Raw genomic sequence first — 20,924 nt, forward strand, 5'->3', positions numbered from 1 at the left:
TCAGTGCTTCGGCGGCGGCAGGTCTGAAGCGGGGCCCACCTTGGCGTGATGCTCGGGCGCGGCGGCCGTCGTCCCGTCCGGTGTCACGACCGTCGCCGGGCGGCTCGATGCTTCCTTGATCGCGCCCATATAATCGGGCGCGGTGACGCCCATCGAAACATAGATATTGGTGAGCCCCTCGACCCCGAACGCGGCCGGGCGCACCCATTCGGCAGGCAGAAAAAAGAGCCCGCCGCCGAACGGCACCGGCGCCGTCGGCACCATCACGATGCGATAATCGTTGCCTTCGATCTCGACCGGCTGGTCGGACGGCATCAGGCCGAGAACGGCCGTCCGCCGCTCGTCCGAGAAGAAGCACCAGACCGGGCTCATCGACTTCACGTCGACGTCGTCGCGCTTTTCGAGGAGCTGCACGAAGCGGGTGATCGTCGTGTAGATCGTGCCGATGAGGGGAATGCGGCCGATCGTTTCGGCAAAGAATTTGTTCCAGAGCTCGCGCAGGCGCGATTGGACGAGGAGGCCGATCGCATAAAGCCCCGCGAGCGCGATCGCCGCCCCGATCGCATAGGAGAAGCTTTCGTTGATGACCGCCCCGATGCTTTCGAGGAGGGAGCCGACGGCGCTGTTGGGGCCAAAATAATAGCGCACATAATTGGCCACCCACCCGATCAGAAAAATGGTCACGATGATCGGCAGGATCGCGAGGATCCCGGTCATGATCGGGCGGACGATGGGGATCAGCGATCGCATGGAGATGCCTTTGCGCTACGGACGTGTGAGGTCGCCGCGAGCGTTCGCGGCCTAAGTCACGAGCATCCGCCAACTGGTGGCAAAGACAAAGCTCGGCCGACCGATTTGGGTTCCCGGTCTCCATCGCCGCGCGCCGGAGGCGCCCGTTGCGCCGGCAAAACCGACCCTTCGGTGCAGCGCTCGCCCCACGCTGTCGAGAGGCATGGCGGAACGGGCCGAATTGCTTTACTTCCACCCGGCGAGTGACTACGGATTTGGCCATGGCACAAAGTTATCGCGACCGCTTCATCCAGGTGTTCTCGTGGTGGCAAGGCACCACTTTCGGCACCTCATTGACCACGTGGCTCCGTGGCGAGTTCGTCGGCGAGGACGAGTTCGGCAACCGCTATTTCCGCAGCAAGAGCGGCAAGGTCGATCCGGTGCTCGGCTTCGAGCGGCGCTGGGTGATCTACAAGGGCGTCGCCGACGCGACGATGATCCCGCCCGGCTGGTACGGCTGGATGCACCACCTTCGCGACATCGCCCCGGTGAACGACACCTACCGCGCGCGCGAGTGGCAGAAGCCGCATCAGCCGAACCTCACCGGGACGGCGAACGCGCACCGTCCGCTCGGCTCGATCCTCCGACCCGACCCGGAAGCGAAAATCTCCACCGGCTACGACGCCTGGTCGCCCGAATAGGCGGCGACCGCGCCGATCCGCGCAGGCTTCACGCTCGGCCGGGCGCGCCCGGCCTCAGAAACGACCCGGACAGGCGGCGGGCCGGAACGCTCCGTCCGCCCACCGGCGGGATAGGGAGAAAAGGCGGCCATCATGAAGATCATCCGCAATGGCGAAGCGCCGTCGGTCCAGGCGCCGGCGCAAAATTTCACCGGCACGGTCTGGCAGAACCCGATCATGCGGGCCGAGGATCCGGCGCGCGTCAACTCGGTCAATGTCACGTTCATGCCGGGCGCCCGCACCAACTGGCACCACCATCCCTACGGCCAGACGCTGCACGTGACCGCCGGTCTCGGCTGGTTTCAGACCGAGGGTGAGGCGCGCATCGAGATCCGCCCCGGCGATTCGATCTGGATCCCGCCCGGCGAGAAGCATTGGCATGGCGCGACGGATACGATGATGATGTCCCATATCGCGATCCAGGAGCGCGAGGGCGAAGGTCACGCGACTTGGCTGGAGCCGGTCTCCGACAAGGATTATCTCGCCCAATAGAACCGGCCGCGCGCCGGCGGGCGGGGCAGTGCCGACCGCGTCCGCAGCAGCATCATGAAAACGCCGCCCCGAAAGGGCGGCGTTTTGCGTTTCCGTGGGGCGACGCCCCTGGCGCCGCCGGCCTCGTTCAGGAGCGCTCGAGCCGGGCGAGCAGGCTCGACGTGTCGTAGCGGCCGCCGCCCATCTTCTGGACGTCGCCATAGAACTGATCGACGAGGGCGGTGACGGGCATTCGCGAACCGTTGCGCCGGGCTTCGGCGAGGACGATCGCAAGGTCCTTGCGCATCCAGTCGACGGCGAAGCCGTGATTATACTCGTCGGCGTCCATCGTCTTCCAACGGTTCTCCATCTGCCAGGAGCCCGCGGCGCCCTGGGAGATCACCGAGACCACCTTCTCGATGTCGAGGCCGGCGGACTTGGCGAAGTGAAAGCCCTCGGCGAGACCTTGGACGAGGCCGGCGATGCAGGTCTGGTTCACCATCTTGGTGAGCTGGCCCGCGCCGGTGTCGCCCATGAGGCCGACCATTTTGGCGTAACAGTCGATCACCGGCTTGGCGTGGTCGAACACGTCCTGCTTGCCGCCGACCATCACGGTGAGGGCGCCGTTCTCGGCGCCGGCCTGACCGCCGGAGACCGGGGCGTCGAGGAATTTGAAGCCGGCCTTCTCCGCGGCCGCGGCGAGCTCGCGCGCGACTTCGGCGGAGGCGGTCGTGTTGTCGACGAAGGTCGCGCCCGGCTTCATGGCCGCGAAGGCGCCGTCGGGGCCGATCGTGACCTGGCGCAGGTCGTCATCATTGCCGACACAGCAGAAGACGAAGTCCTGCCCTTCCGCGGCCTCGCGCGGCGTGGCTTTGAAGGCGCCGCCGAATTCGGCCGCCCACTTCTCCGCCTTGGCCGTCGTTCGGTTGTAGACGGTCACCGTGTGACCGCCCTTCGCGAGGTGGCCGGCCATGGGGTAGCCCATCACGCCAAGACCTAGAAATGCGACGTTAGCCATCGTCTGCTCCTCTCATTGAGAGGCCGTGTTAGCGCGCTTTCCGGCGAGGCGAAATCACCCGCTGGCAGAGAAATCGCGTTTCGGCGCGGATCCGGCCGGCCGCGTCGGCGGGAAAGGGGCTCAGGGGAGGGCGGCGAGGGCCTGTTCGAGGTCGGCGACGATGTCCTCCGTCGCCTCGATGCCGACCGACAGGCGCAGCAGCGCGGGCGGCATTCCGGTCGACGCTGGCTCGATCGAATGGCGATGCTCGATGAGGCTTTCGACACCGCCGAGCGACGTCGCTCGCTTGATGAGACGGAGCCAGCCGGCGACGCGCAAGGCCTCCTCCGCACCGCCCTTCACGTCGAATGAGAGGAGCGAGCCGAAGCCGCCGTCCATCTGCGCCGCCGCGACGGCGTGGCCCGGATGGTCGGGAAGGCCCGGATAGCGCACACGCGTCACCTTCGGATGGGCCGCGAGATAATGGGCGACATGGAGCGCCGAGCGGCAGGAGGCGGCGACGCGCAGCGACAGTGTGCGCATCCCACGCGTCAGGAGATAGGCGTCGAAGGCGCCGAGCACCGCGCCGTCATAGGCGCGCGCCTTGGCCGCGGCGTCGAATATCTCGCGCCGCTCGCCACCGCCGACGAGCGCGCCGGCGAGCACATCGGAGTGACCGTTGAGCCCCTTCGTCGCCGAATGGACGACGATGTCGGCGCCATGCTCCAACGGCCGGGTGAGGATCGGCGTCGCGGTGGTGGAATCGACCGCGAGCGCGGCGTCGAAGCGATGCGCGATCGCTGCCGCCTCGGCGATGGAGACGATGTCGAGGAGGGGGTTGGACGGCGTCTCGATCATGACGAGGCGCGGCTTGTGGGTCGCGCAAGCGTCCTCGAGGGAGGACAGATCGTTCGCATCGAACCAGCCGATCGGCGCGCCCTCGTCGGCGAGACGTGCGGCGAACGTGTTGGTTCCATAATAGGTGCCGTTCTGGACGACGATCGGCCCGCGGGCCGATCGCATCAGCGCGGCGATCGCGGCGAGGCCGGAGGCGTAGAGCCGCGCCTCGGTCCCGCCGCCGCCTTCGAGGGCGGCGATGACCGATTCGGCTTCGCGCACGGTCTGATTGTCGTCGCGTCGATAGATGCCGCCGGCGGGGAGGCTATAGTCCTCGGATCGCTCGAAGGTGGTCGACAGGTCGATCGGGCCGACGACGCCCCCGGTCGCGGAATTGTGTTGTCCGTTCGCCTGGGCGGCGATGGTCGCGCGTTGCCAATCACTCATCAGCTCATCACTGGCTGCCCGGCGGGGTCAACCACAGCCTCCTTGCGCTCGCGATCGAGGTGACGCGTCAGGCGCCGCTCGAAGATGTCCCACAGGCGCCGGAGAGTCTCAACCAGCACGAGGTAGAGCGCGGCGGCGTAGAAATAGACGTCGAAGCGGAAGGTATCCGAATAGGCAAGGCGCGTCTCGCCGAGAAGGTCGTAGACGGTGACGACCGAGGCGACCGCCGAGCCCTTGATCATCAGGACGATTTCGTTGCCGAACGGGCGCAGAGCGAGAAGCGCGGCCTGGGGCAGGATCACGCGCATGAAGGCGACGCGCCGGCCGACGCCGAGCGCCCGGGCCCCCTCCCATTGCCCTTCCGGCACCGCCAGAATGGCGCCCCGGAAGATCTCGGCCTGATAGGCCGCGGTGTTGAGGCTGAAGGCGAGGAGGGCGCAGTTGAACGGATCGCGCAGGAAATTCCACAGCCCCAGCGTGCGCCAGAGGCCGGAGAATTGGCCGAGCCCGTAATAGATCAGGAAGAGCTGGGCAAGGAGCGGTGTCCCGCGAAAAAGGCCGATATAGAACCACGCGAACGCCTTCAGCCACCAGCGGGGCGACATCCGCGCCGCGGCGACACCCATGCCGATGATCGCCCCGAACGCCACCGACATGCCGACGAGCTGGATGGTGACGAGAAAGCCGTCGAGGAGATCGTCGCCATATTCCGCGAGGATCGGGGGCAGGTACTCGGTCATCGCGCATACCCCCGGCTGAAGCGCGCTTCGAGGAGCGCGAGGATCGCCATCGAGACCAGCGAGATGATGAAATAGATCACGATCGCGACGGTGAAGAAGAAGAACGGCTCCTTGGTCGACCCGACCGCGATGAAGGTGCGCCGCAACAGGTCGGGCAGGGCGATGACCGACACGAGGGCGGTGTCCTTCAGGAGGACGAGCCAGAGATTGGAAAGGCCCGGAAGGGCGAGCCGCATCACCTGAGGGATAAGGATTTTGCGCAGGATCGGCCAGCGCCCGAGGCCGAGCGCTTCGGCCGCCTCGACCTGGCCGCGATTGATTCCGTTGAGCGCCCCCATGAAGACCTCGGAGGCGAAGGAGGCCGAAACCGCGCCGAGCGCGATGACGCCGGCGAGGAAGGCGGAAATCTCGATATGCACCGAGGTGACGAAGGACAGCACCCAGCGGATGGCCATCGACAGGCCATAATAGACGATGAAGAGGGTGATCAGCTCGGGCAGGCCCTTGAAGATCGTCGTGAATATGGTGGCCGGAACGCGCAGGCGCGCATTGTCCGAGCGGCGCATCAACGCGAGGCAAAAGCCGAGAACGAGCCCCACCGGGGCCGTCGTCAGGGCAAGAAGCAGCGTGATGCGCAGGCCGGCGAGGAGCTCATCGCCCCAGCCGTCGGGCCCGAAGCGAAGCAGTCCGAGCAGGCTGTCGTCCATAAGCGGGATATCCGGTGAACTCTTCTATCGGCTGTCTGGACAGGACACGTCGCAAAAAAAGGCGGCCCGTGTGAAGGGCCGCCTCGTCGGCGTCAGTCGCCGTATACGTCGATGTCGAAGTGTTTGTCGTTGATCTGTTTATAGACGCCGTTGGCGCGGATGGCCGCGATGGCCGTGTTGAACTTTTCCTTGAGCTCGGTGTCCTCCTCGCGCACGGCGATGCCGGCGCCGGGGCCGTGGATGATCGGATCGTTCTTCAACACCTCGAGGATCTTGCAGCACGCGCCGTCCTCGGAGTTGACCCAGGTGGAAAGGACCGTCGAATCGTCGATCGCCGCGTCGATGCGGCCCGATTGCAGGTCGAGCTTATATTCCTCCGGCGTGCCGTAGCGGCGAAGCTCGGTGTCGGGGAAGAATTTTTCGGCGTAATTCGCATGGGTCGTCGAGGACTGCGCGCCGAGGATGATGTCCGCCATGGATTCGGGGCTCGCATCGGCGAGGGACGAATCCTTCGGCACGGCGATGGCGGGCGGGGTATTATAATATTTGTCGGTGAAATCGACGATCTCGTCGCGCGCCGGCGTCATCGACATGGACGCGATGATGGCGTCGAACTTGTTGGCGAGGAGGGCGGGGATGATGCCGTCCCAGTCCTGGGTGACGAACGTGCATTCCGCGTTCATCTCGTCGCACAGCGCTTTCGCGATATCGATGTCGAAGCCGACGAGGTTGCCGGCCGAATCGAAATAGTTGAACGGCGGATAGGCTCCCTCAGTCCCAATCCGGAGTTGCATCTTGTCTTGTGCAGCGGCGGGTAGAACGGTCGCAAGGGCGAGGGCTGCGACGATAATCATGCGGTTCATGGAACCACTCCTATCCTGCTCTTTCGATACGCATCTTGACGGTTCGGGGTCGGCATGCAAGCGCTGCGCCGCTTTCGAGACTGTCGGAGTCGCGGATTCCAGAAAAGAGGCGCGAGACGCTTGACTTCGGCCTCTCCCGCTCGTAACTCCCAGCGCTCAGAGTTAAGAACCGCTGCCCGGAGCGCGTCGGCACGGCCGGCGCGCTTGTCGTTGCAACAAGCGTGGCGACACGCCGGCGACGACGAACCGTAGGTAAGCGCAGTCGACGGTGAGGCGAAATGTTCGCGGTAATTAAAACGGGCGGCAAGCAGTACAAGGTTGCCCCCGGTGACGAGTTGAAGGTGGAGACCGTGGCCGGCGCCGCGGGCGACGCCATTTCCTTTGATGACGTTCTGATGGTCGGCGAGGGTGATTCCACCACCATCGGTTCCCCGACTTTGGCGGGCGCTTCCGTGAAGGCGGAAATCGTCGACCAGGTGCGCGGCAAGAAGGTCATCATCTTCAAGAAGCGCCGTCGGCAAAATTCGCGCCGCCGCAACGGTCATCGTCAGCCCCTGACGCTGGTCCGTATCACCGGCATCGAAGCGTCGGCCTAAGGCAGGAGAGCAAGCATGGCACATAAAAAGGCAGGCGGTTCCTCCCGCAACGGTCGCGATACCGCTGGTCGTCGTCTCGGCTTCAAGAAGTTCGGCGGCGAGGCGGTGGAGCCCGGCAACATCATCGTCCGTCAGCGCGGCACGCGTTGGCATCCGGGCGACAATGTCGGCATGGGCAAGGATCACACGATTTTCGCGCTGATCCCCGGCCACGTGGCGTTCCGCAAGAAGCTCGGCCGCACCTACGTGACCGTGAACCCGGTCGCCTCGGAGGGTGACCCGACGGCGATGGCCGCGGAGTAACACGAGACACACGGCAGGATACGGGCGACGCCGAGGCGTCGCACGCTGACGCCGCGCTGATCGGCGCCGAGCGGGCCACGGCTCCCGGCGCCGCATGGATCGGCCGCGGCGTGGCCTTGTTCGTGACATCCAAGCATGAGACGAGGTCGCGCGCGGCCTCCGCCTCGGTGGCAACGGGCCGCCGAGGCTTTTCGTCTGTCCGGCGCAGAGTTCGGGCGCGCTGGCCGCACGTTCGGTGCGGTGACGGCCGCGCGGCAGCGGGCAATCACTATTCGAAGCGCGCGTCCGTCGCGAAGACGCGCACAGAGCGCGCGGGGCGGCGATCATGAAATTTCTCGATCAAGCGAAAGTCTATGTGCGCTCCGGCAATGGCGGGGGCGGCGCGGTCTCGTTTCGCCGTGAGAAATATATCGAGCAAGGTGGCCCCGACGGCGGGGACGGCGGGCGCGGGGGCGACGTGTGGGTCGAGGCCGTCGAGGGCCTCAACACGCTGATCGACTATCGCTATCAGCAGCATTTCCGGGCCGGTCATGGCGTCGGCGGCGCCGGTCGCAACAAGACGGGCGCCAACGGGGACGATGTCGTCCTCAAGGTGCCGGTGGGCACCGTGGTCCTGTCGGACGACAAGGAGGAGGTGATCGCCGACCTCACCGAGGCGGGCCAGCGCGTGCAGCTCCTGCGCGGCGGCAATGGCGGCTTCGGCAATCAGCGCTTCAAATCCTCGGTGAACCAGGCCCCGCGCCATGCCAATCCCGGCCAGAAGGGCGAGGAGATGGCGATCTGGCTGCGGCTCAAGCTGATCGCGGACGCCGGCCTCCTGGGGCTTCCGAACGCGGGCAAGAGCACCTTCCTCGCAGCCGTCTCCGCCGCGAAGCCGAAGGTCGCCGACTACCCCTTCACGACGCTCCACCCGCATCTCGGCATCGCCGAGGTGGACACGCGGCGGCTGGTGATCGCCGACATTCCGGGCCTCATCGAGGGGGCGAGCGAAGGCGTCGGGATCGGCGACCGCTTTCTCGGCCATATCGAGCGCTGCGCGGTCCTCCTCCATCTCGTCGACGCGACGAGCGAGGATGTCGTCGCCGATTATCTGACGGTCGAGAACGAGCTCGCCCTTTATGGCGAGGGGCTCGCCGAGAAGCCGCGTATTCTGGCGCTGTCGAAGATGGACGCGGTGCCGGACGGGGCGGAGGAGAAGATCGCCTCCCTCACAGAGGCGACCGGGCGGCCCGTCATGCTGGTGTCGGCCGCCACCGGCAAGGGCGTCACCGAGGTGCTGCGCGCGCTCGCCGACGTGGTGATCGCGCATCGCGAGGAAGACGCGGCCGCCGGCAAAGAGGACGAAGCATGGCGCCCCTGACGGAAACGATCGAGCAGGGGACGACGGGCCGCGTCTCGGCGGCCAAGCGCATCGTCGTCAAGCTCGGTTCGGCGCTGATCGTGGGCGCGGACGGCAATGTGCGGCGAAATTGGCTCGCCACGCTGTGCGCCGATCTCGCGCGGCTTCACCACAATGCCGACGTCGTCGTCGTCTCCTCCGGCGCGATCGCGCTGGGGCGGACGCCGATCGGCTACGGCAAGCGGCCTTTGCGGCTCGAAGAGAGCCAGGCGGCGGCGGCGGTCGGGCAGATCGCGCTTGCGGCCGAATGGTCGGGCGCGCTCGCCGCCGAAGGGGTGAGGGCGGCGCAGGTCCTCCTCACTTTGCGCGACACCGAAGAGCGGCGCGCCTACCTCAACGCCCGCTCCACCATCGCCGAGCTCCTCAAGGCGCGCGTCGTCCCGGTGATCAACGAGAACGACACGATCGCCACCAGCGAGATCCGCTATGGCGACAATGACCGGCTCGCCGCCCGCGTCGCGGCGATGATCTCGGCCGACTGCCTCGTTCTCTTGTCCGACGTCGACGGGCTTTATACAGCGCCGCCCGCAGACGATCCGGCCGCCGAGTTCATCCCCGAGGTGACGCACCTCACGCCCGAGATCTGGGCGATGGCGGGCGATGCGGGCTCGGCCCTTTCACGCGGGGGAATGAAAACCAAGATCGACGCCGCGCGCATCGCGACGAATGCCGGTGTCGCGATGGCGATCGGCTCCGGCCATGTCGACAATCCGCTCCGCCGGATCGACGAAGGCGGCCGCGCGACCTGGTTCCATCCCCGCTCCGACCCGGTGACGGCGCGCAAGATCTGGATCTCCGGCGCCCTTCAGGTGAGCGGTGCGCTCCTGCTCGACGAGGGGGCCGTCAAAGCGGTCATCAAGGGGCGCAGTCTGCTCCCGGCCGGGGTGCGGTCCGTCGAGGGATCATTCGCCCGGGGCGATGCCGTGCGGCTCCTCGGACCGGACGGGGTGGAGATCGGTCGCGGGCTCGTCGCTTATGATGCGGACGATGCTCGCTTGATTGCTGGGCAGAAAACGAAAACTATTGCCGAACGAATAGGCGCGCGGGCGCGCGCCACGATGGTCCATCGCGACGACATGGCGCTGAACGAGGCGCCGCCGGAGGCTTTGTGAGCGCCACCCGACCCCAGACCCGCGACACGGCGGAGGATCCTGCCTCCACCGTCGCCGAGCTCGGCCGCCGCGCGCGTGCCGCGCAGCGCACGCTGGCGCTCGCGAGCACCGAGGCGAAGCGGGGCGCGCTCGCCGCGATGGCCGCCGCCGTGCGCGCCGACGCGCAGACGATCCTTGCCGCCAACCTCGCCGACCTCGAAGCCATGGACCCGGCGAGCGCCTATTATGACCGCGCCCAGCTCGACACCGAGCGGCTCGAGGCGATCGCCGCCGCGATCGAGGCCGTCGCCGCGCTGCCCGATCCGGTCGGCCGCGTTCTCGCCTCCTGGGAGCGCCCCAACGGGTTGATCATCGAGCGCGTCGCGACGCCGCTCGGCGTGATCGGCGTGATCTATGAGAGCCGGCCGAACGTCACCGCCGACGCGTCGGCGCTCGCGCTGATGTCCGGCAACGCGATCATTCTGCGCTCCGGCACCGACACCGCACGTTCGGCGACCGCGATCGCGGACGCCTTGCGCAAGGGACTTCGCGAGGCGGGTCTCGCCGAGGACGTGATTCAGCTCGTTCCGACACAGGATCGCGCCGCCGTCGGCGCGATGCTCGCGGGCGCCGACGGCGGGATCGACGTCATCGTTCCGCGCGGTGGGCGCAGCCTGGTGGAGCGTGTGGAGCGGGAGGCGCGGGTGCCGGTCTTTGCTCATCTCGAAGGCCTCTGCCACATCTATGTCGACGTGCACGCCGATCGCTCGATGGCGGTCGCGGTGACGCTGAACGCCAAGATGCGCCGGCCTGGTATCTGCGGTGCGGTCGAGACGCTTCTCGTCGACGAGGCGATCGCCGACAGCCACCTTCCGGCGATCGCGAGCGCGCTCGCCGATGCCGGTTGCGAGCTGCGCGGCGACGATGCGGCGCGTGTCATCTACCCGATGCACCCCGCCGACGAGACCGACTTCGCCACCGAATATCTCGCCCCGATCATCTCGATCGCCGTGGTCGGCGGCGTCGAGGGTGCGCTCGCCCATATCGCGCGCTATTCCTCCCACCATACTGACGGGATCGTCACCAACGACGAGCCGACGGCGATCCGGTTCATGCAGGAGGTCGATTCGGCGATCGTGGTGCACAACGCCTCGACACAGTTCGCCGATGGCGGCGAATTCGGCATGGGCGCCGAGATCGGGATCGCGACGGGCCGCTTTCACGCGCGCGGGCCGGTCGGTCTCGAGCAGCTCACGACGTTCAAATATTGCGTCCACGGGCAGGGTCAGACACGGCCGTGAACGATCCGCATCCCGGGTTCGGCGACATGTCGTTGGACCCCTCTTATCTGCGTGTGCCGCGGGCCGGAGCGGGCCAACGCATCGCGTTGTTCGGCGGCTCGTTCAATCCGCCCCATCGCGGCCATCGTCACGTCGCGCTCGCCGGGCTGAAGCGGCTCGGTGTCGACAAGGTGTGGTGGATGGTGACGCCCGGCAATCCGCTGAAGGCGAACAACAATCTCGCCCCCTTGGCGCAACGCATCCATCTGACGGAGCGATATGCCGATCATCCGCGAATGGTCGTCACCGCGTTCGAGGCGACGATCGGAACCCGCTATACCGCCGATGCCATCGCCTATCTGAAGCGCCGCTTTCCGGCCGTGAAGTTCGTCTGGCTGATGGGGGGCGACAATCTCGCCCAGCTCCACCATTGGCTGAAATGGCGCGACATCATGTGGCAGGTGCCGGTTGCGGTGGTGGATCGGCCGGGGGCCTCGCCCTCCGTTCTCGCCAAGCCGGCGGCCGGAATGTTCGCCGATGCGCGCATTCCGGAGGCGGAGGCGCGCCGGCTCGCCGATAAGAAACCTCCGGCCTGGGTCTTTCTTCACGGGCCGCTCGACCCCACATCATCGACTCTTTTGCGCTCAAAGGCGGCGTTTTGAACGGTAAGTCTTGAAAGCGACATGGACAAAAACTTATCTTTTGCATTGGGCGTCCTTCGATTCGAAGGAACGTCCGGGCGCAGTCTATGAAAGGAACCCGCGCACACATGGCATTGACGTCCGATGGGACGGCCCACACGTCCCATAGCGAAGCGTACGGCGATACCGCCGTCCCTCTCGCCGTCGTCCTCGAGAGCCTTGAGGATTCCAAGGCCGAGGACATCGTCGCCATTGATGTGACCGGCAAAACGCCGATCGCCGACCATATGGTGGTCGCTTCGGGCCGATCGCACCGCCACGTGGGAGCAATCGCAGATCACCTTTTGCGTGACCTCAAGTCCGGCGGCGCCAAAGCCGTCCGCGTCGAGGGGCTGAATAGCTGCGATTGGGTCCTGATCGATGCGGGGGACGTGGTTATCCACGTCTTTCGCCCGGAAGTCCGCACCTTCTACAATCTCGAGAAGATGTGGCAGATCGACAGCGCTTCGCAGGTGGAGCTCGTCGTCTGAACATCCTCGTCCTTGCCGTCGGCAAGGCGTCGAAGGGGCCGGAACGAGACTTGTGCGCGCGCTATCTGGAGCGCGCGTCCAAATCGGGCCGACAACTCGGGCTTTCGTCGGTCACCGTGAAAGAACTCGCCGACGCGCAGGGGCCGACGCGCGCGGCGCTCGAGGGCGATCGTCTGCTCGCCCAGCGTCCGCCCGGTGTCCTCGTCGCGCTCGACGAAACGGGGGCGGCATGGTCGAGCATCGACTTCGCGAACCGCCTGCAGACCTGGCTCGATGAGGGCGCGGGAACGGTGACGTTCGCGATCGGCGGCGCCGATGGACATTCTGACGCGGTCAAGTCGGCGGCGAGCCATCGCGTTTCGCTGGGCGCGATCACCTTGCCGCATCTCCTCGCACGCGCCATCCTGCTCGAACAGATCTACCGAGCGGTGACGATCCGGCTCGGGCACCCTTATCACCGCGCTTGATCGGATCACCGCGCTAGATCGGAGCCGCCGCTCGATGGTGACGCGTCTCAGTGTCCTGCCGTTCCTGCTCGCGGTGTGCCTCGCGGCGGCGGTGGCGGCGCATGCGCAAGACGCTGCGGCCCCGGCGGCGGAGGACGAAGCCGGCGCGATCGCGCGCGAGCGACAGCAGCTCCTCACCCGCCTCGACCGCCTGCGCGAGCAGACCGAGGCCACCGAGGCGCGGGCGAAATCATTGAGCGACGCGCTCGTCGATCTGTCCGGGGACGAGGCGAAGCTGCGCCAGCGCCAGGAGGAGACCGCCGCGAAGGTCTCCGACTTGGAGCAGCGGATTTCCGACGAGGAGGTCGCGCTCGAGCAGCTCACCGACGATCAGGCGGCGATCCGCCATCGCCTCGCCGCCAAGCGCGAGGAGCTTGCGACCGTGCTGATGGCCTTGCAGCGTCTCGGACGGCGGCCACCGCCTGCGCTGTTCGCCGGCAATGACGGCGCGATCGGCACGGTGCGGGGCGCCATTCTCCTCAACACGATCCTTCCCTCGCTGGACGATGAGGCGAGGGCGCTCGTCACGACCCTATCGGAGGCGGCGCGGCTCGCGGCCGACGAACGCCAGCGTTGGAACGAGTTGCGGCAGGATCTCGCCTCGCTCCAAACGGAGCGGCAGCGCCTTTCCGAGCTCGGCGAGGAGCTCGAGCGGCGCCGCGCGATCTCGGTCTACGAGCGCGAGCGGGCTGCCGCGGACCTTGCACGCCTTGCCGAGGAGGAGGGGAGCGTCGCCGCTTTGCTCGATCGGCTGACCCGTGAACAGGCGCCGCAACCGCTTCCGCCGAATGAAGATTTCGTAACGCGGCGCGGAAATCTGGCCATTCCGGTTGCGGGGCAAATCGTTTCCGAATATGGCGACCCAACGCAAACTGGGGCGCTTTCGGAAGGAATTACGATTGCGGCGCTCCCACAGTCGACGGTGATATCGCCCTCGGTGGGCAATGTGCTCTTCTCTTCACCATTCCGTGGCTATGGCCATGTCTTGATCATCGACGCCGGGGATGGCTACCATATGGTGCTGGCTGGTCTCGAAGAGACATCGGTGGCGCCGGGGGACCAAATAGAAACGGGCACGCCTCTGGGGCGCATGGGACGGTCGAGTCGACGCTCCACGGTGGCGTCGGCCGGTGTCAAAGGGTCAGCCCTACTTCAGGCAAGACCCGCACTTTATGTTGAGTTGCGCAAGGACGGCGCGGCGATCGATAGTCACGGGTGGTGGCGCGACGAAACCGCAGTCGAAATTGGAAGGACAGGTGGATGATTCGTCGGATTGGTTTGGTGTTGACCGGCGCAGCGCTCGGGGCGGCCACGGTGATTGCTGTCGCAGACCCGGGCGCATTGCTTCCGATGAGCGCGAAGGCGGCCTCGTCGGACACCTATCGTCAATTGAACCTGTTCGGCGATGTGTTCGAGCGGGTGAAGGACGATTATGTCGAGGCTCCGAACGAGCAGGAGCTGATCGCGAACGCGATCAACGGGATGCTGTCCTCCCTCGACCCGCATTCGAGCTACATGCCGCCGGACGATTTCCGCGACATGCAGGTTCAGACCCGCGGTGAATTCGGCGGCCTCGGCATCGAGGTCACGATGGAGGGGGAGTTCATCAAGGTCGTCACCCCGATCGACGATACGCCGGCCTTCGAGGCGGGCGTCCTCGCCGGTGATCTCATCACCCATCTCGACGGTGAAGACGTTGCAGGCCTGACCCTTGCCGAAGCGGTCGAGAAGATGCGCGGTCCGGTCAACACGGACATCGTGATCACCGTTCGCCGCGAAGGTTCGGACGAGCCGATCGACATCACGATCACGCGCGACATTGTCCGCATCCAGTCGGTGAAGTGGGAAGAGATCGGCGACGATATCGGCTATATCCGCATCTCCCAGTTCAACGAGCGAACCTTCGACGGTGTTCGCAAGGCCCTGCGCGAGATTTCGGCCGACGTCAGCGACGACCAGCTGAAGGGCTATGTGATCGACCTGCGCAACAATCCGGGCGGCTTGCTCGACCAGGCGATCTCCGTGTCCGATGCCTTCCTCGACCGCGGCGAGATCGTCTCGACCCGTGGCCGCGAGGAGGACGAGACGCAGCGTTACAGCGCCCGCGCCGGCGACCTCACCAACGGCAAGCCGGTGATCATCCTGATCAATGGCGGTTCGGCCTCCGCCTCGGAGATCGTGGCCGGTGCGTTGCAGGATCACCGCCGCGCGACGATCGTCGGCACCCAGTCCTTTGGCAAGGGCTCCGTCCAGACGATCATCCCGCTGGGCTCCAACGGGGCGATCCGTCTCACGACGGCGCGGTATTACACGCCCGCGGGCCGCTCGATCCAAGCGAAGGGCATCGAGCCCGACGTCGAAGTGATCCAGCCGCTTCCCGAGGAGCTGCGCGGCAAGGTCGAAGCGCGGGGCGAGGCGTCTCTGCGCGGCCACCTCACCTCCGAGGACGGTGAGGACGGCGAGCGGACCGGGTCGTTCGCCTATGTGCCCCGTGAGCGCGATGACGACGAGCAGCTCAAATACGCCTTCGAGCTTCTGCGCGGCATCAAGGTCAACAAGGTGTTCCCGCCGAACCCGAACGAGGGCATCCCGAACTGAGACCGGCGCGGGCGCCACGCGATCGCATGGCGCTGCGCGGTTCCGATCCGCGACACGAGACGGAAAGCGAGCCCTCGGGCTCGCTTTTTTTGTGGACCGACCCCATCCGTCGCGGCGCAGAAGCCCTGAGTGGCTGTCCGAATATTTCCGGCCGAGAAACAATCGTATCACGTCGATCGCGCACGGTTCTTGCTAGGCTCTGTCCGAAAGTGACGATCGAAGGACCGCGCCGGCGTCTGACAGTCGCCGGATCGGCCTTTTTCGTGACAGAGATCGAAGAGCGCCTGTGATGTCCGCATGGATGTGGCAGGTTCTTCGTCGGGGCGCAGGAATCGTTCACAGGCTCGGTGCCGGCGTCGAACGAGGCTGTTTTAGAAAAGACGAGGTTTCTCAATGCGGGTTGTTGTGGTCGGAGCGCTGTATGGCGCCGTCGCGGTTGGGTTGGGCGCCGTTGGAGCACATGTCCTCGACGGGGCCGTCCCGGTGGAGAGCAACGAACTCCTGAGGACAGCGGTGTTCTATATGGCGCTTCACGCGGCGGTCATGGTCGCGATGGGCGCGCTCAAGAACCATGTGCTGCCGATTTTGCTCGGCGCCGCATCCTGGGCGATCGGCGTCGGCGTCCTGTTGTTCTCCGGTTCGCTGATCGCCATGACGCTCGGCGGCCCGATCGAACTGATGTACGTGACACCGGTGGGGGGCGGCTTGTTGATCATCGGCTGGCTGCTCCTCGCCGTCGCGGCCGCACGCCGCATCTGAGCGAGCCGCCTCCGGGGCGCGGAGGCTGTCGAAGGCCGCCGCGATAGCGGTGTTGATGGATGCCCCGCGGCATGAGCGTTTCGCCTGTCGCGGGGTGAGGCGCCTGCAAGGGGCGCGACGCTCGCCGCGGGTGATGCGCCTGCCGCGGGCAAAACGCCTGCCGGATGCGGGGCATTGCGCTTCTCTGAGGATTGCCCTGCACCGTGGTGGCGGCCGAGGTCGCCGGCCGACCGGGCTGGTGGACAGTCCTCGCCCCATTTTGGCGCGTGGCCGGCGAATGCCGCCACCCGTCATCCGGTGAGCACCAGCGCTGCGGCGGTGCTTCGCCGCTTCCTCGCGGCGCCATTCGTCGGAAACCGCGAGCATCGCGCGCTGAATAGGCGCGACCGTGGTCCGATCGCCGCGGCGATCGAAGACTCACCCTGACCTGTGCGGATTGGCAAGCGACGCTTTGGACCTCGCATGATCGGGTTCGCCGCCGCCATCGCGTGGCAGGGCGCTCGCCCGAATCCACCTCATTGCAAGGACTGCCTCACGCCGGTTTGAACCGCGTGGGCGGCGCGGTTCCGCGCTGTGAACCGCGCGAAATCCCCGCCAACGGTCGTGACATATGACCAGTTCCGCGCCGTGACGCGTCACCTTCCCCGAAGTCATCATACGAATGTTTGGCTGGATCTTTGGCTTCCGCCATTGGGGGCAGAAAGAATTTGTTGGTCTACACTCAAATCTAGTAATGACGAAGTCGTCGCCGCAGCAATCGGCCGCGTTGAGGCCGGAAATCGCCGCGGAGGGCGCTATATCAGCTAGCTCAATCCGGCATGAGCATGCCTGCCATGACAACGAGATATGGCCAATCGTCGCGCAATCAGCCTCTTTGACGCACATGCGAGCAATTTTGAATTGTGTTTTGCCGAATAGGAAGAAGCGGGGCGAAGCCGTCGCAGCGTGACCCATTATATTGCATTAAGGCAATTTCGGTTTTCTAAAAATCGAAACCGCCTTTTTCGCTTTGAAAGGTTGTCAGCGCCCGGCGCGAGGAGCGTCACAAAAGAATAACAAAGCGCCGGGGTGGATTACGAAATAATCACAATCGCCATGCGCCCTTCGCATACGACTTATGCGCTGCGGGTAGGCTGGGGCCAGGTTGCGGGTGCGGCATTTTCGGTGCGGCGAGGGGGCACGCGATCTTGTGGATGGCGGCGCGAATTTGCGCGATCGGGCGCGCGGGCCGCAATTGCCGAGGGATGGCGCGCGACGGCACGCGCCTAAAGGCCGACGCAAGCGTCAGCAATCGGTCAGGCTAATCGCAATATTGGGGGAATGGCTGGTGCCGCAGGGGAGGATTGAACTCCCGACCTCACCCTTCTTACCACCTCGGCTTTCGCCGCCGCGTCCACCGACGCGTTCGTGGTCTGGACTATCCCTTCGCCCGCTTCCCGTCGGGAAGGGAGGGCGCCGCCCGTCTAGTCTCTACACCGTCCCGCGGAGCGGGCTTGGCTCGGGATCGGCAACGGCAAGGCCGCCAGCTTTCCCCGAATTTGAGCGGTTTCCACCCCGCGATTTCTCGCGAGGGAGGCAAGATCGTTACCAAGGGTGCGCTCTACCACTGAGCTACTGCGGCAACGCGAGGGGGCATAGCACCGCTTTTGCCGCACGTCCACATCCTTCCGACATGCGGTTGTGGGTAGATGAAAACCAACTGCGCCTTTTAATAGCAGGGGGTAGCGTTCCCAACCAAATGGAGGCATACCACAAAGCGCACAAACGTTCGGATTTGTGCGCGGCCTGCGTTGTTGCAATTTGTTCTGGCTTTTTTGCAGCGACGAAGGCGGAAATGGACAGGCCATTGCGGGCGTTGTGACGGGCCTGTGCGGCAACAAAAATGCGGACCAATCGCGCATTGGCGTTGCGTGATCACGACGTGACGTTTAATTGCATATGCCAAATCGAATGGGGTTTGGCACAACGGAGCTCCATCGGGATGGGCGAATTGGGAAGTATACACTGTATTGGGTTGTCGATTCAGCCCGGATCAGTTACGTCCCCAAAGCGCAATCTCGTCGGCGAAGTAATGTTCATGAATTCAAGTCCATCCTCGTGGGGTGGGGTTGGGCTCGTTGAGTGTTGCAGTGAATCCGTCACGTCCAATTCACTCGGATTGCGCCAATGTGCCCGGCTCAGTCCGAACTGGGACCAGTGAGGATATTTAGGAATGACCAACGCGTCGGCTGAACGGAACACCATGTCGGAGTCGCGACCTGAAAACGTACCGAACCAGCGCTCTGCCAACTCCGTTGACAGTCATGTTGGATCGCGTGTGCGCCTTCGCCGCTTGGAGCTCGGCCTGAGCCAGGAAAAGCTTGCCGATCAACTCGGCATCACGTTCCAGCAGGTTCAGAAATACGAGCGCGGCACCAACCGTATCGGGGCGAGCCGGCTCCATCAGATCGCCCTCGTCTTGCAGGCGCCGATCACGTACTTCTTCGACGGTGCGTCCGAGCACGCGCTGCCGCGCAACAGCGACGCGTCGCCGCTCGCACAGGCGCTCAGCGACCCGGCGACGGTCCGTCTGGTGCGCGCGTTCGCGAGCATCAGCGACCCGCATTTGAAGCAGAAGGCCGTCGGCATCATCGAAGCGATCGCCGAGACCTCGTCGTCCGCTCGCTCGGACGAGCCGGCCTGATCACGGCCGCACCGGCGCGCCCACCTGGCCGAGCCCCTCGGCCGAACGGGACGGCGCGCCGAGGCAGCCTCGAAGCTTGCCGATCAAGGGCTGACACAGCCCGGTTCGCAAAATTACGCGCGAAAGTCGTTGGAAGGGCCGTCCGATCGCTGCTATCTGGCACGTAAGAAATACGAGGCCTTGCGCGGATGAGCACCAGAACCGAAACCGACTCCTTTGGACCCCTCGAGGTTCCCAGCGAACGCTATTGGGGCGCGCAGACCGCGCGGAGCCTGATCAATTTCAAGATCGGCACCGACAAGATGCCGGCCCCCGTGATCCGCGCGCTCGGCATCGTCAAGAAAGCGGCCGCGCTCGCCAACAAGGATCTCGGCAATCTCGACCCGAAGATCGCCGATGCCATCGCCGCCGCCGCCGATAAGGTGATTGCCGGCGAGATGGACGATGAGTTTCCGCTCGTCATCTATCAGACGGGGTCGGGCACCCAATCCAACATGAACGCCAACGAGGTGATCTCGAACCTCGCGATCGAGCGCCTCGGCGGAACCGTCGGCTCCAAGGATCCGGTTCATCCCAACGACCATGTGAACCGCTCCCAGTCGTCCAACGACACGTTCCCGACCGCGATGCACGTCGCCGCCGTCGAGGAGGTGACGCACCGGCTCGTTCCCGCGCTGAAGCACCTGCGTGACGCGCTCGACGCGAAGGGCAAGAGCTTCGCCGGCATCATCAAGATCGGCCGCACCCACACCCAGGACGCCACCCCGCTGACGCTGGAGCAGGAATTCTCCGGCTATGTCGCGCAGCTCGATTTCGCGATCCAGCAGGTCGAGGCCTCGCTCGCCGGCCTCCTGCCGCTGCCGCAGGGCGGCACTGCCGTCGGCACCGGCCTCAACGCGAAGCCGGGCTTTGCCGAGGGTGTCGCCGCCGAGATCGCCGACATCACCAAGCTCCCCTTCGTGACGGCGCCGAACAAGTTCGCCGTGCTCGCCGCGCACGATGCGTTCGTCGCCGCCCATGGCGCGCTCAACACGGCCGCGACCGCGCTCTTCAAGATCGCGAACGATATCCGCCTTCTGGGCTCCGGGCCGCGCTCCGGCCTCGCCGAGCTGTCGCTGCCGGAGAACGAGCCCGGCTCCTCGATCATGCCCGGCAAGGTGAACCCGACCCAGTGCGAGGCGCTGACGATGCTCGCCTGCCGCGTCTTCGGCAATCAGACGACGATCACCGTCGCCGGCAGCCAGGGCCATTTCGAGCTGAACGTCTACAAGCCCGTCATGATCGATGCGTTCCTCCAGTCGGTCCGGCTCCTCACCGACGGGGCGATGAGCTTCACCGATCATTGCGTCGTCGGCATCGAGGCGAACCGGGAGCGGATCCAGGATCTCATGGAGCGCTCGCTGATGCTCGTGACCGCGCTCGCCCCCGAGATCGGCTATGACAACGCGACGAAGATCGCCAAGCTCGCCCACAAGAAGGGGACGACGCTGCGCGAGGAGGCCGTCGGCGGCGGCTTCGTCGACGAGGCGACCTTCGATCGCGTCGTGCGTCCCGAGAAAATGATCGGCCCCGCCTGATCGATGAGCTCTGTCATCAATCTCAGGCGCGTGCGAAAACAGCGTGAGCGGGAGGCCAAGAAGGCCACCGCAGCCGAAAGGCGCGCGACGTTCGGGCGAACCCGAGATGAGAAGGAGCGTGACGACGGCGAAGGCGCGAAACTCAATGCCAAACTCGACGCGCACCGGATCGACCGGTCTCAGTAAGCGCTCGGTGGTCCTTCATGGCCATGCGACCAGCGTTGCGCTGGAGCCGGCTTTTTGGGACGCGCTACAGCGCTGGGCGAGCGAGGAGGGGCTGTCGACGGCCGCCCTCATCGCCTCGGTCGACAGGCGGCGGGAGGCCGGTTCGCTCGCCTCCGCCCTCCGCGTCGCGGTGCTGCGTTGGGCGTTCACCGCAGAGCGAAAAGACTGAGCGAGCAATCGCACGAAAGGCTCGCCCCCCGGGGCG

The 20,924-nt window shown here is 65.7% G+C and carries 23 protein-coding genes; 17 read left to right on the forward strand and 6 right to left on the reverse strand.

Annotated elements, in window-relative coordinates:
* Complete coding sequence (locus L1787_RS18730) at positions 1-750, reverse strand: DUF502 domain-containing protein (protein ID WP_235710635.1); 750 nt, start codon at positions 748-750, stop codon at positions 1-3.
* Positions 751-1,010: 260 nt separating this feature from the next.
* Here L1787_RS18730 and L1787_RS18735 point away from each other — a divergent pair, with 260 nt between their 5' ends.
* Together L1787_RS18735 and L1787_RS18740 are read left to right on the forward strand one after the other, a co-directional pair.
* The gene (locus L1787_RS18735; RefSeq protein WP_235710636.1) at positions 1,011-1,430 is read left to right on the forward strand and encodes an NADH:ubiquinone oxidoreductase subunit NDUFA12; all 420 of its coding nucleotides are present in this window, start codon (positions 1,011-1,013) and stop codon (positions 1,428-1,430) included.
* Positions 1,431-1,562: 132 nt separating this feature from the next.
* Complete coding sequence (locus tag L1787_RS18740) at positions 1,563-1,961, forward strand: (R)-mandelonitrile lyase (protein WP_235710637.1); 399 nt, start codon at positions 1,563-1,565, stop codon at positions 1,959-1,961.
* Between the two features lie 127 nt (positions 1,962-2,088).
* On the opposite strand, the gene L1787_RS18745 is transcribed toward L1787_RS18740, so the two are convergent.
* The 5 genes from L1787_RS18745 to L1787_RS18765 all read right to left on the reverse strand — a co-directional run bounded on the left by L1787_RS18745 (position 2,089) and on the right by L1787_RS18765 (position 6,531).
* Positions 2,089-2,958, reverse strand: coding sequence for an NAD(P)-dependent oxidoreductase (locus tag L1787_RS18745; protein WP_235710638.1), 870 nt, complete (start codon positions 2,956-2,958; stop codon positions 2,089-2,091).
* A gap of 120 nt (positions 2,959-3,078) precedes the next feature.
* Positions 3,079-4,221 carry a trans-sulfuration enzyme family protein gene (locus L1787_RS18750; RefSeq protein WP_235710639.1) on the reverse strand — a complete coding sequence of 381 codons (1,143 nt, stop codon included), beginning with the start codon at positions 4,219-4,221 and terminating at the stop codon, positions 3,079-3,081.
* Complete coding sequence (locus L1787_RS18755) at positions 4,221-4,961, reverse strand: ABC transporter permease (protein ID WP_235710640.1); 741 nt, start codon at positions 4,959-4,961, stop codon at positions 4,221-4,223. Before L1787_RS18755 ends, L1787_RS18750 begins: the two co-directional genes overlap by 1 nt.
* Positions 4,958-5,668: an ABC transporter permease gene (locus tag L1787_RS18760; RefSeq protein WP_235710641.1), complete on the reverse strand. Its 711-nt coding sequence runs from the start codon at positions 5,666-5,668 to the stop codon at positions 4,958-4,960. The genes L1787_RS18755 and L1787_RS18760 overlap by 4 nt, the downstream gene beginning before the upstream one ends.
* A gap of 92 nt (positions 5,669-5,760) precedes the next feature.
* The gene (locus tag L1787_RS18765; protein WP_439648302.1) at positions 5,761-6,531 is read right to left on the reverse strand and encodes a transporter substrate-binding domain-containing protein; all 771 of its coding nucleotides are present in this window, start codon (positions 6,529-6,531) and stop codon (positions 5,761-5,763) included.
* A gap of 278 nt (positions 6,532-6,809) precedes the next feature.
* Here L1787_RS18765 and rplU point away from each other — a divergent pair, with 278 nt between their 5' ends.
* The 15 genes from rplU (at position 6,810) to L1787_RS18835 (ending at position 20,888) form a co-directional block, all read left to right on the forward strand.
* The gene (rplU, locus tag L1787_RS18770; RefSeq protein WP_235710642.1) at positions 6,810-7,127 is read left to right on the forward strand and encodes a 50S ribosomal protein L21; all 318 of its coding nucleotides are present in this window, start codon (positions 6,810-6,812) and stop codon (positions 7,125-7,127) included.
* Between the two features lie 15 nt (positions 7,128-7,142).
* Complete coding sequence (gene rpmA / locus L1787_RS18775) at positions 7,143-7,430, forward strand: 50S ribosomal protein L27 (protein WP_235710643.1); 288 nt, start codon at positions 7,143-7,145, stop codon at positions 7,428-7,430.
* Positions 7,431-7,755: 325 nt separating this feature from the next.
* Positions 7,756-8,790 (forward strand): GTPase ObgE, encoded by a 1,035-nt coding sequence (obgE, locus tag L1787_RS18780; protein ID WP_235710644.1) that lies wholly within the window; start codon positions 7,756-7,758, stop codon positions 8,788-8,790.
* On the forward strand, positions 8,778-9,941 hold the full coding sequence (gene proB, locus L1787_RS18785; RefSeq protein ID WP_235710645.1) for a glutamate 5-kinase: 1,164 nt from the start codon (positions 8,778-8,780) through the stop codon (positions 9,939-9,941). The genes obgE and proB overlap by 13 nt, the downstream gene beginning before the upstream one ends.
* The gene (locus L1787_RS18790; protein ID WP_235710646.1) at positions 9,938-11,221 is read left to right on the forward strand and encodes a glutamate-5-semialdehyde dehydrogenase; all 1,284 of its coding nucleotides are present in this window, start codon (positions 9,938-9,940) and stop codon (positions 11,219-11,221) included. Before proB ends, L1787_RS18790 begins: the two co-directional genes overlap by 4 nt.
* 26 nt (positions 11,222-11,247) lie before the next feature.
* A complete protein-coding gene (locus L1787_RS18795; RefSeq protein ID WP_235710647.1) occupies positions 11,248-11,862 on the forward strand; it encodes a nicotinate-nucleotide adenylyltransferase in 615 nt (204 codons plus the stop codon).
* Positions 11,863-11,969: 107 nt separating this feature from the next.
* Entirely contained in the window at positions 11,970-12,371 is a 402-nt protein-coding gene (rsfS, locus tag L1787_RS18800) for a ribosome silencing factor (protein ID WP_235710648.1), read from the forward strand.
* On the forward strand, positions 12,329-12,838 hold the full coding sequence (locus L1787_RS18805; RefSeq protein WP_235710649.1) for a 23S rRNA (pseudouridine(1915)-N(3))-methyltransferase RlmH: 510 nt from the start codon (positions 12,329-12,331) through the stop codon (positions 12,836-12,838). The genes rsfS and L1787_RS18805 overlap by 43 nt, the downstream gene beginning before the upstream one ends.
* A gap of 34 nt (positions 12,839-12,872) precedes the next feature.
* Positions 12,873-14,141, forward strand: a complete 1,269-nt coding sequence (locus L1787_RS18810; protein ID WP_235710650.1) for a murein hydrolase activator EnvC family protein — start codon at positions 12,873-12,875, stop codon at positions 14,139-14,141.
* Positions 14,138-15,475 (forward strand): S41 family peptidase, encoded by a 1,338-nt coding sequence (locus L1787_RS18815; protein WP_235710651.1) that lies wholly within the window; start codon positions 14,138-14,140, stop codon positions 15,473-15,475. Before L1787_RS18810 ends, L1787_RS18815 begins: the two co-directional genes overlap by 4 nt.
* A gap of 393 nt (positions 15,476-15,868) precedes the next feature.
* A complete protein-coding gene (locus L1787_RS18820) occupies positions 15,869-16,234 on the forward strand; it encodes a DUF423 domain-containing protein (protein WP_255720640.1) in 366 nt (121 codons plus the stop codon).
* A 2,212-nt stretch (positions 16,235-18,446) separates the two neighbouring features.
* Positions 18,447-18,917 carry a helix-turn-helix domain-containing protein gene (locus L1787_RS18825; RefSeq protein ID WP_235710653.1) on the forward strand — a complete coding sequence of 157 codons (471 nt, stop codon included), beginning with the start codon at positions 18,447-18,449 and terminating at the stop codon, positions 18,915-18,917.
* A 188-nt stretch (positions 18,918-19,105) separates the two neighbouring features.
* Positions 19,106-20,494 (forward strand): class II fumarate hydratase, encoded by a 1,389-nt coding sequence (fumC, locus tag L1787_RS18830; RefSeq protein ID WP_235710654.1) that lies wholly within the window; start codon positions 19,106-19,108, stop codon positions 20,492-20,494.
* Positions 20,495-20,497: 3 nt separating this feature from the next.
* Entirely contained in the window at positions 20,498-20,680 is a 183-nt protein-coding gene (locus L1787_RS26130; RefSeq protein ID WP_369415115.1) for a DUF4169 family protein, read from the forward strand.
* Positions 20,640-20,888, forward strand: a complete 249-nt coding sequence (locus tag L1787_RS18835; RefSeq protein ID WP_235710655.1) for a ribbon-helix-helix domain-containing protein — start codon at positions 20,640-20,642, stop codon at positions 20,886-20,888. The genes L1787_RS26130 and L1787_RS18835 overlap by 41 nt, the downstream gene beginning before the upstream one ends.
* Positions 20,889-20,924 lie beyond the last annotated feature (36 nt).

It is taken from the genome of Acuticoccus kalidii (assembly GCF_021556395.1).
Classification (GTDB): Bacteria; Pseudomonadota; Alphaproteobacteria; order Rhizobiales; family Amorphaceae; genus Acuticoccus; species Acuticoccus kalidii.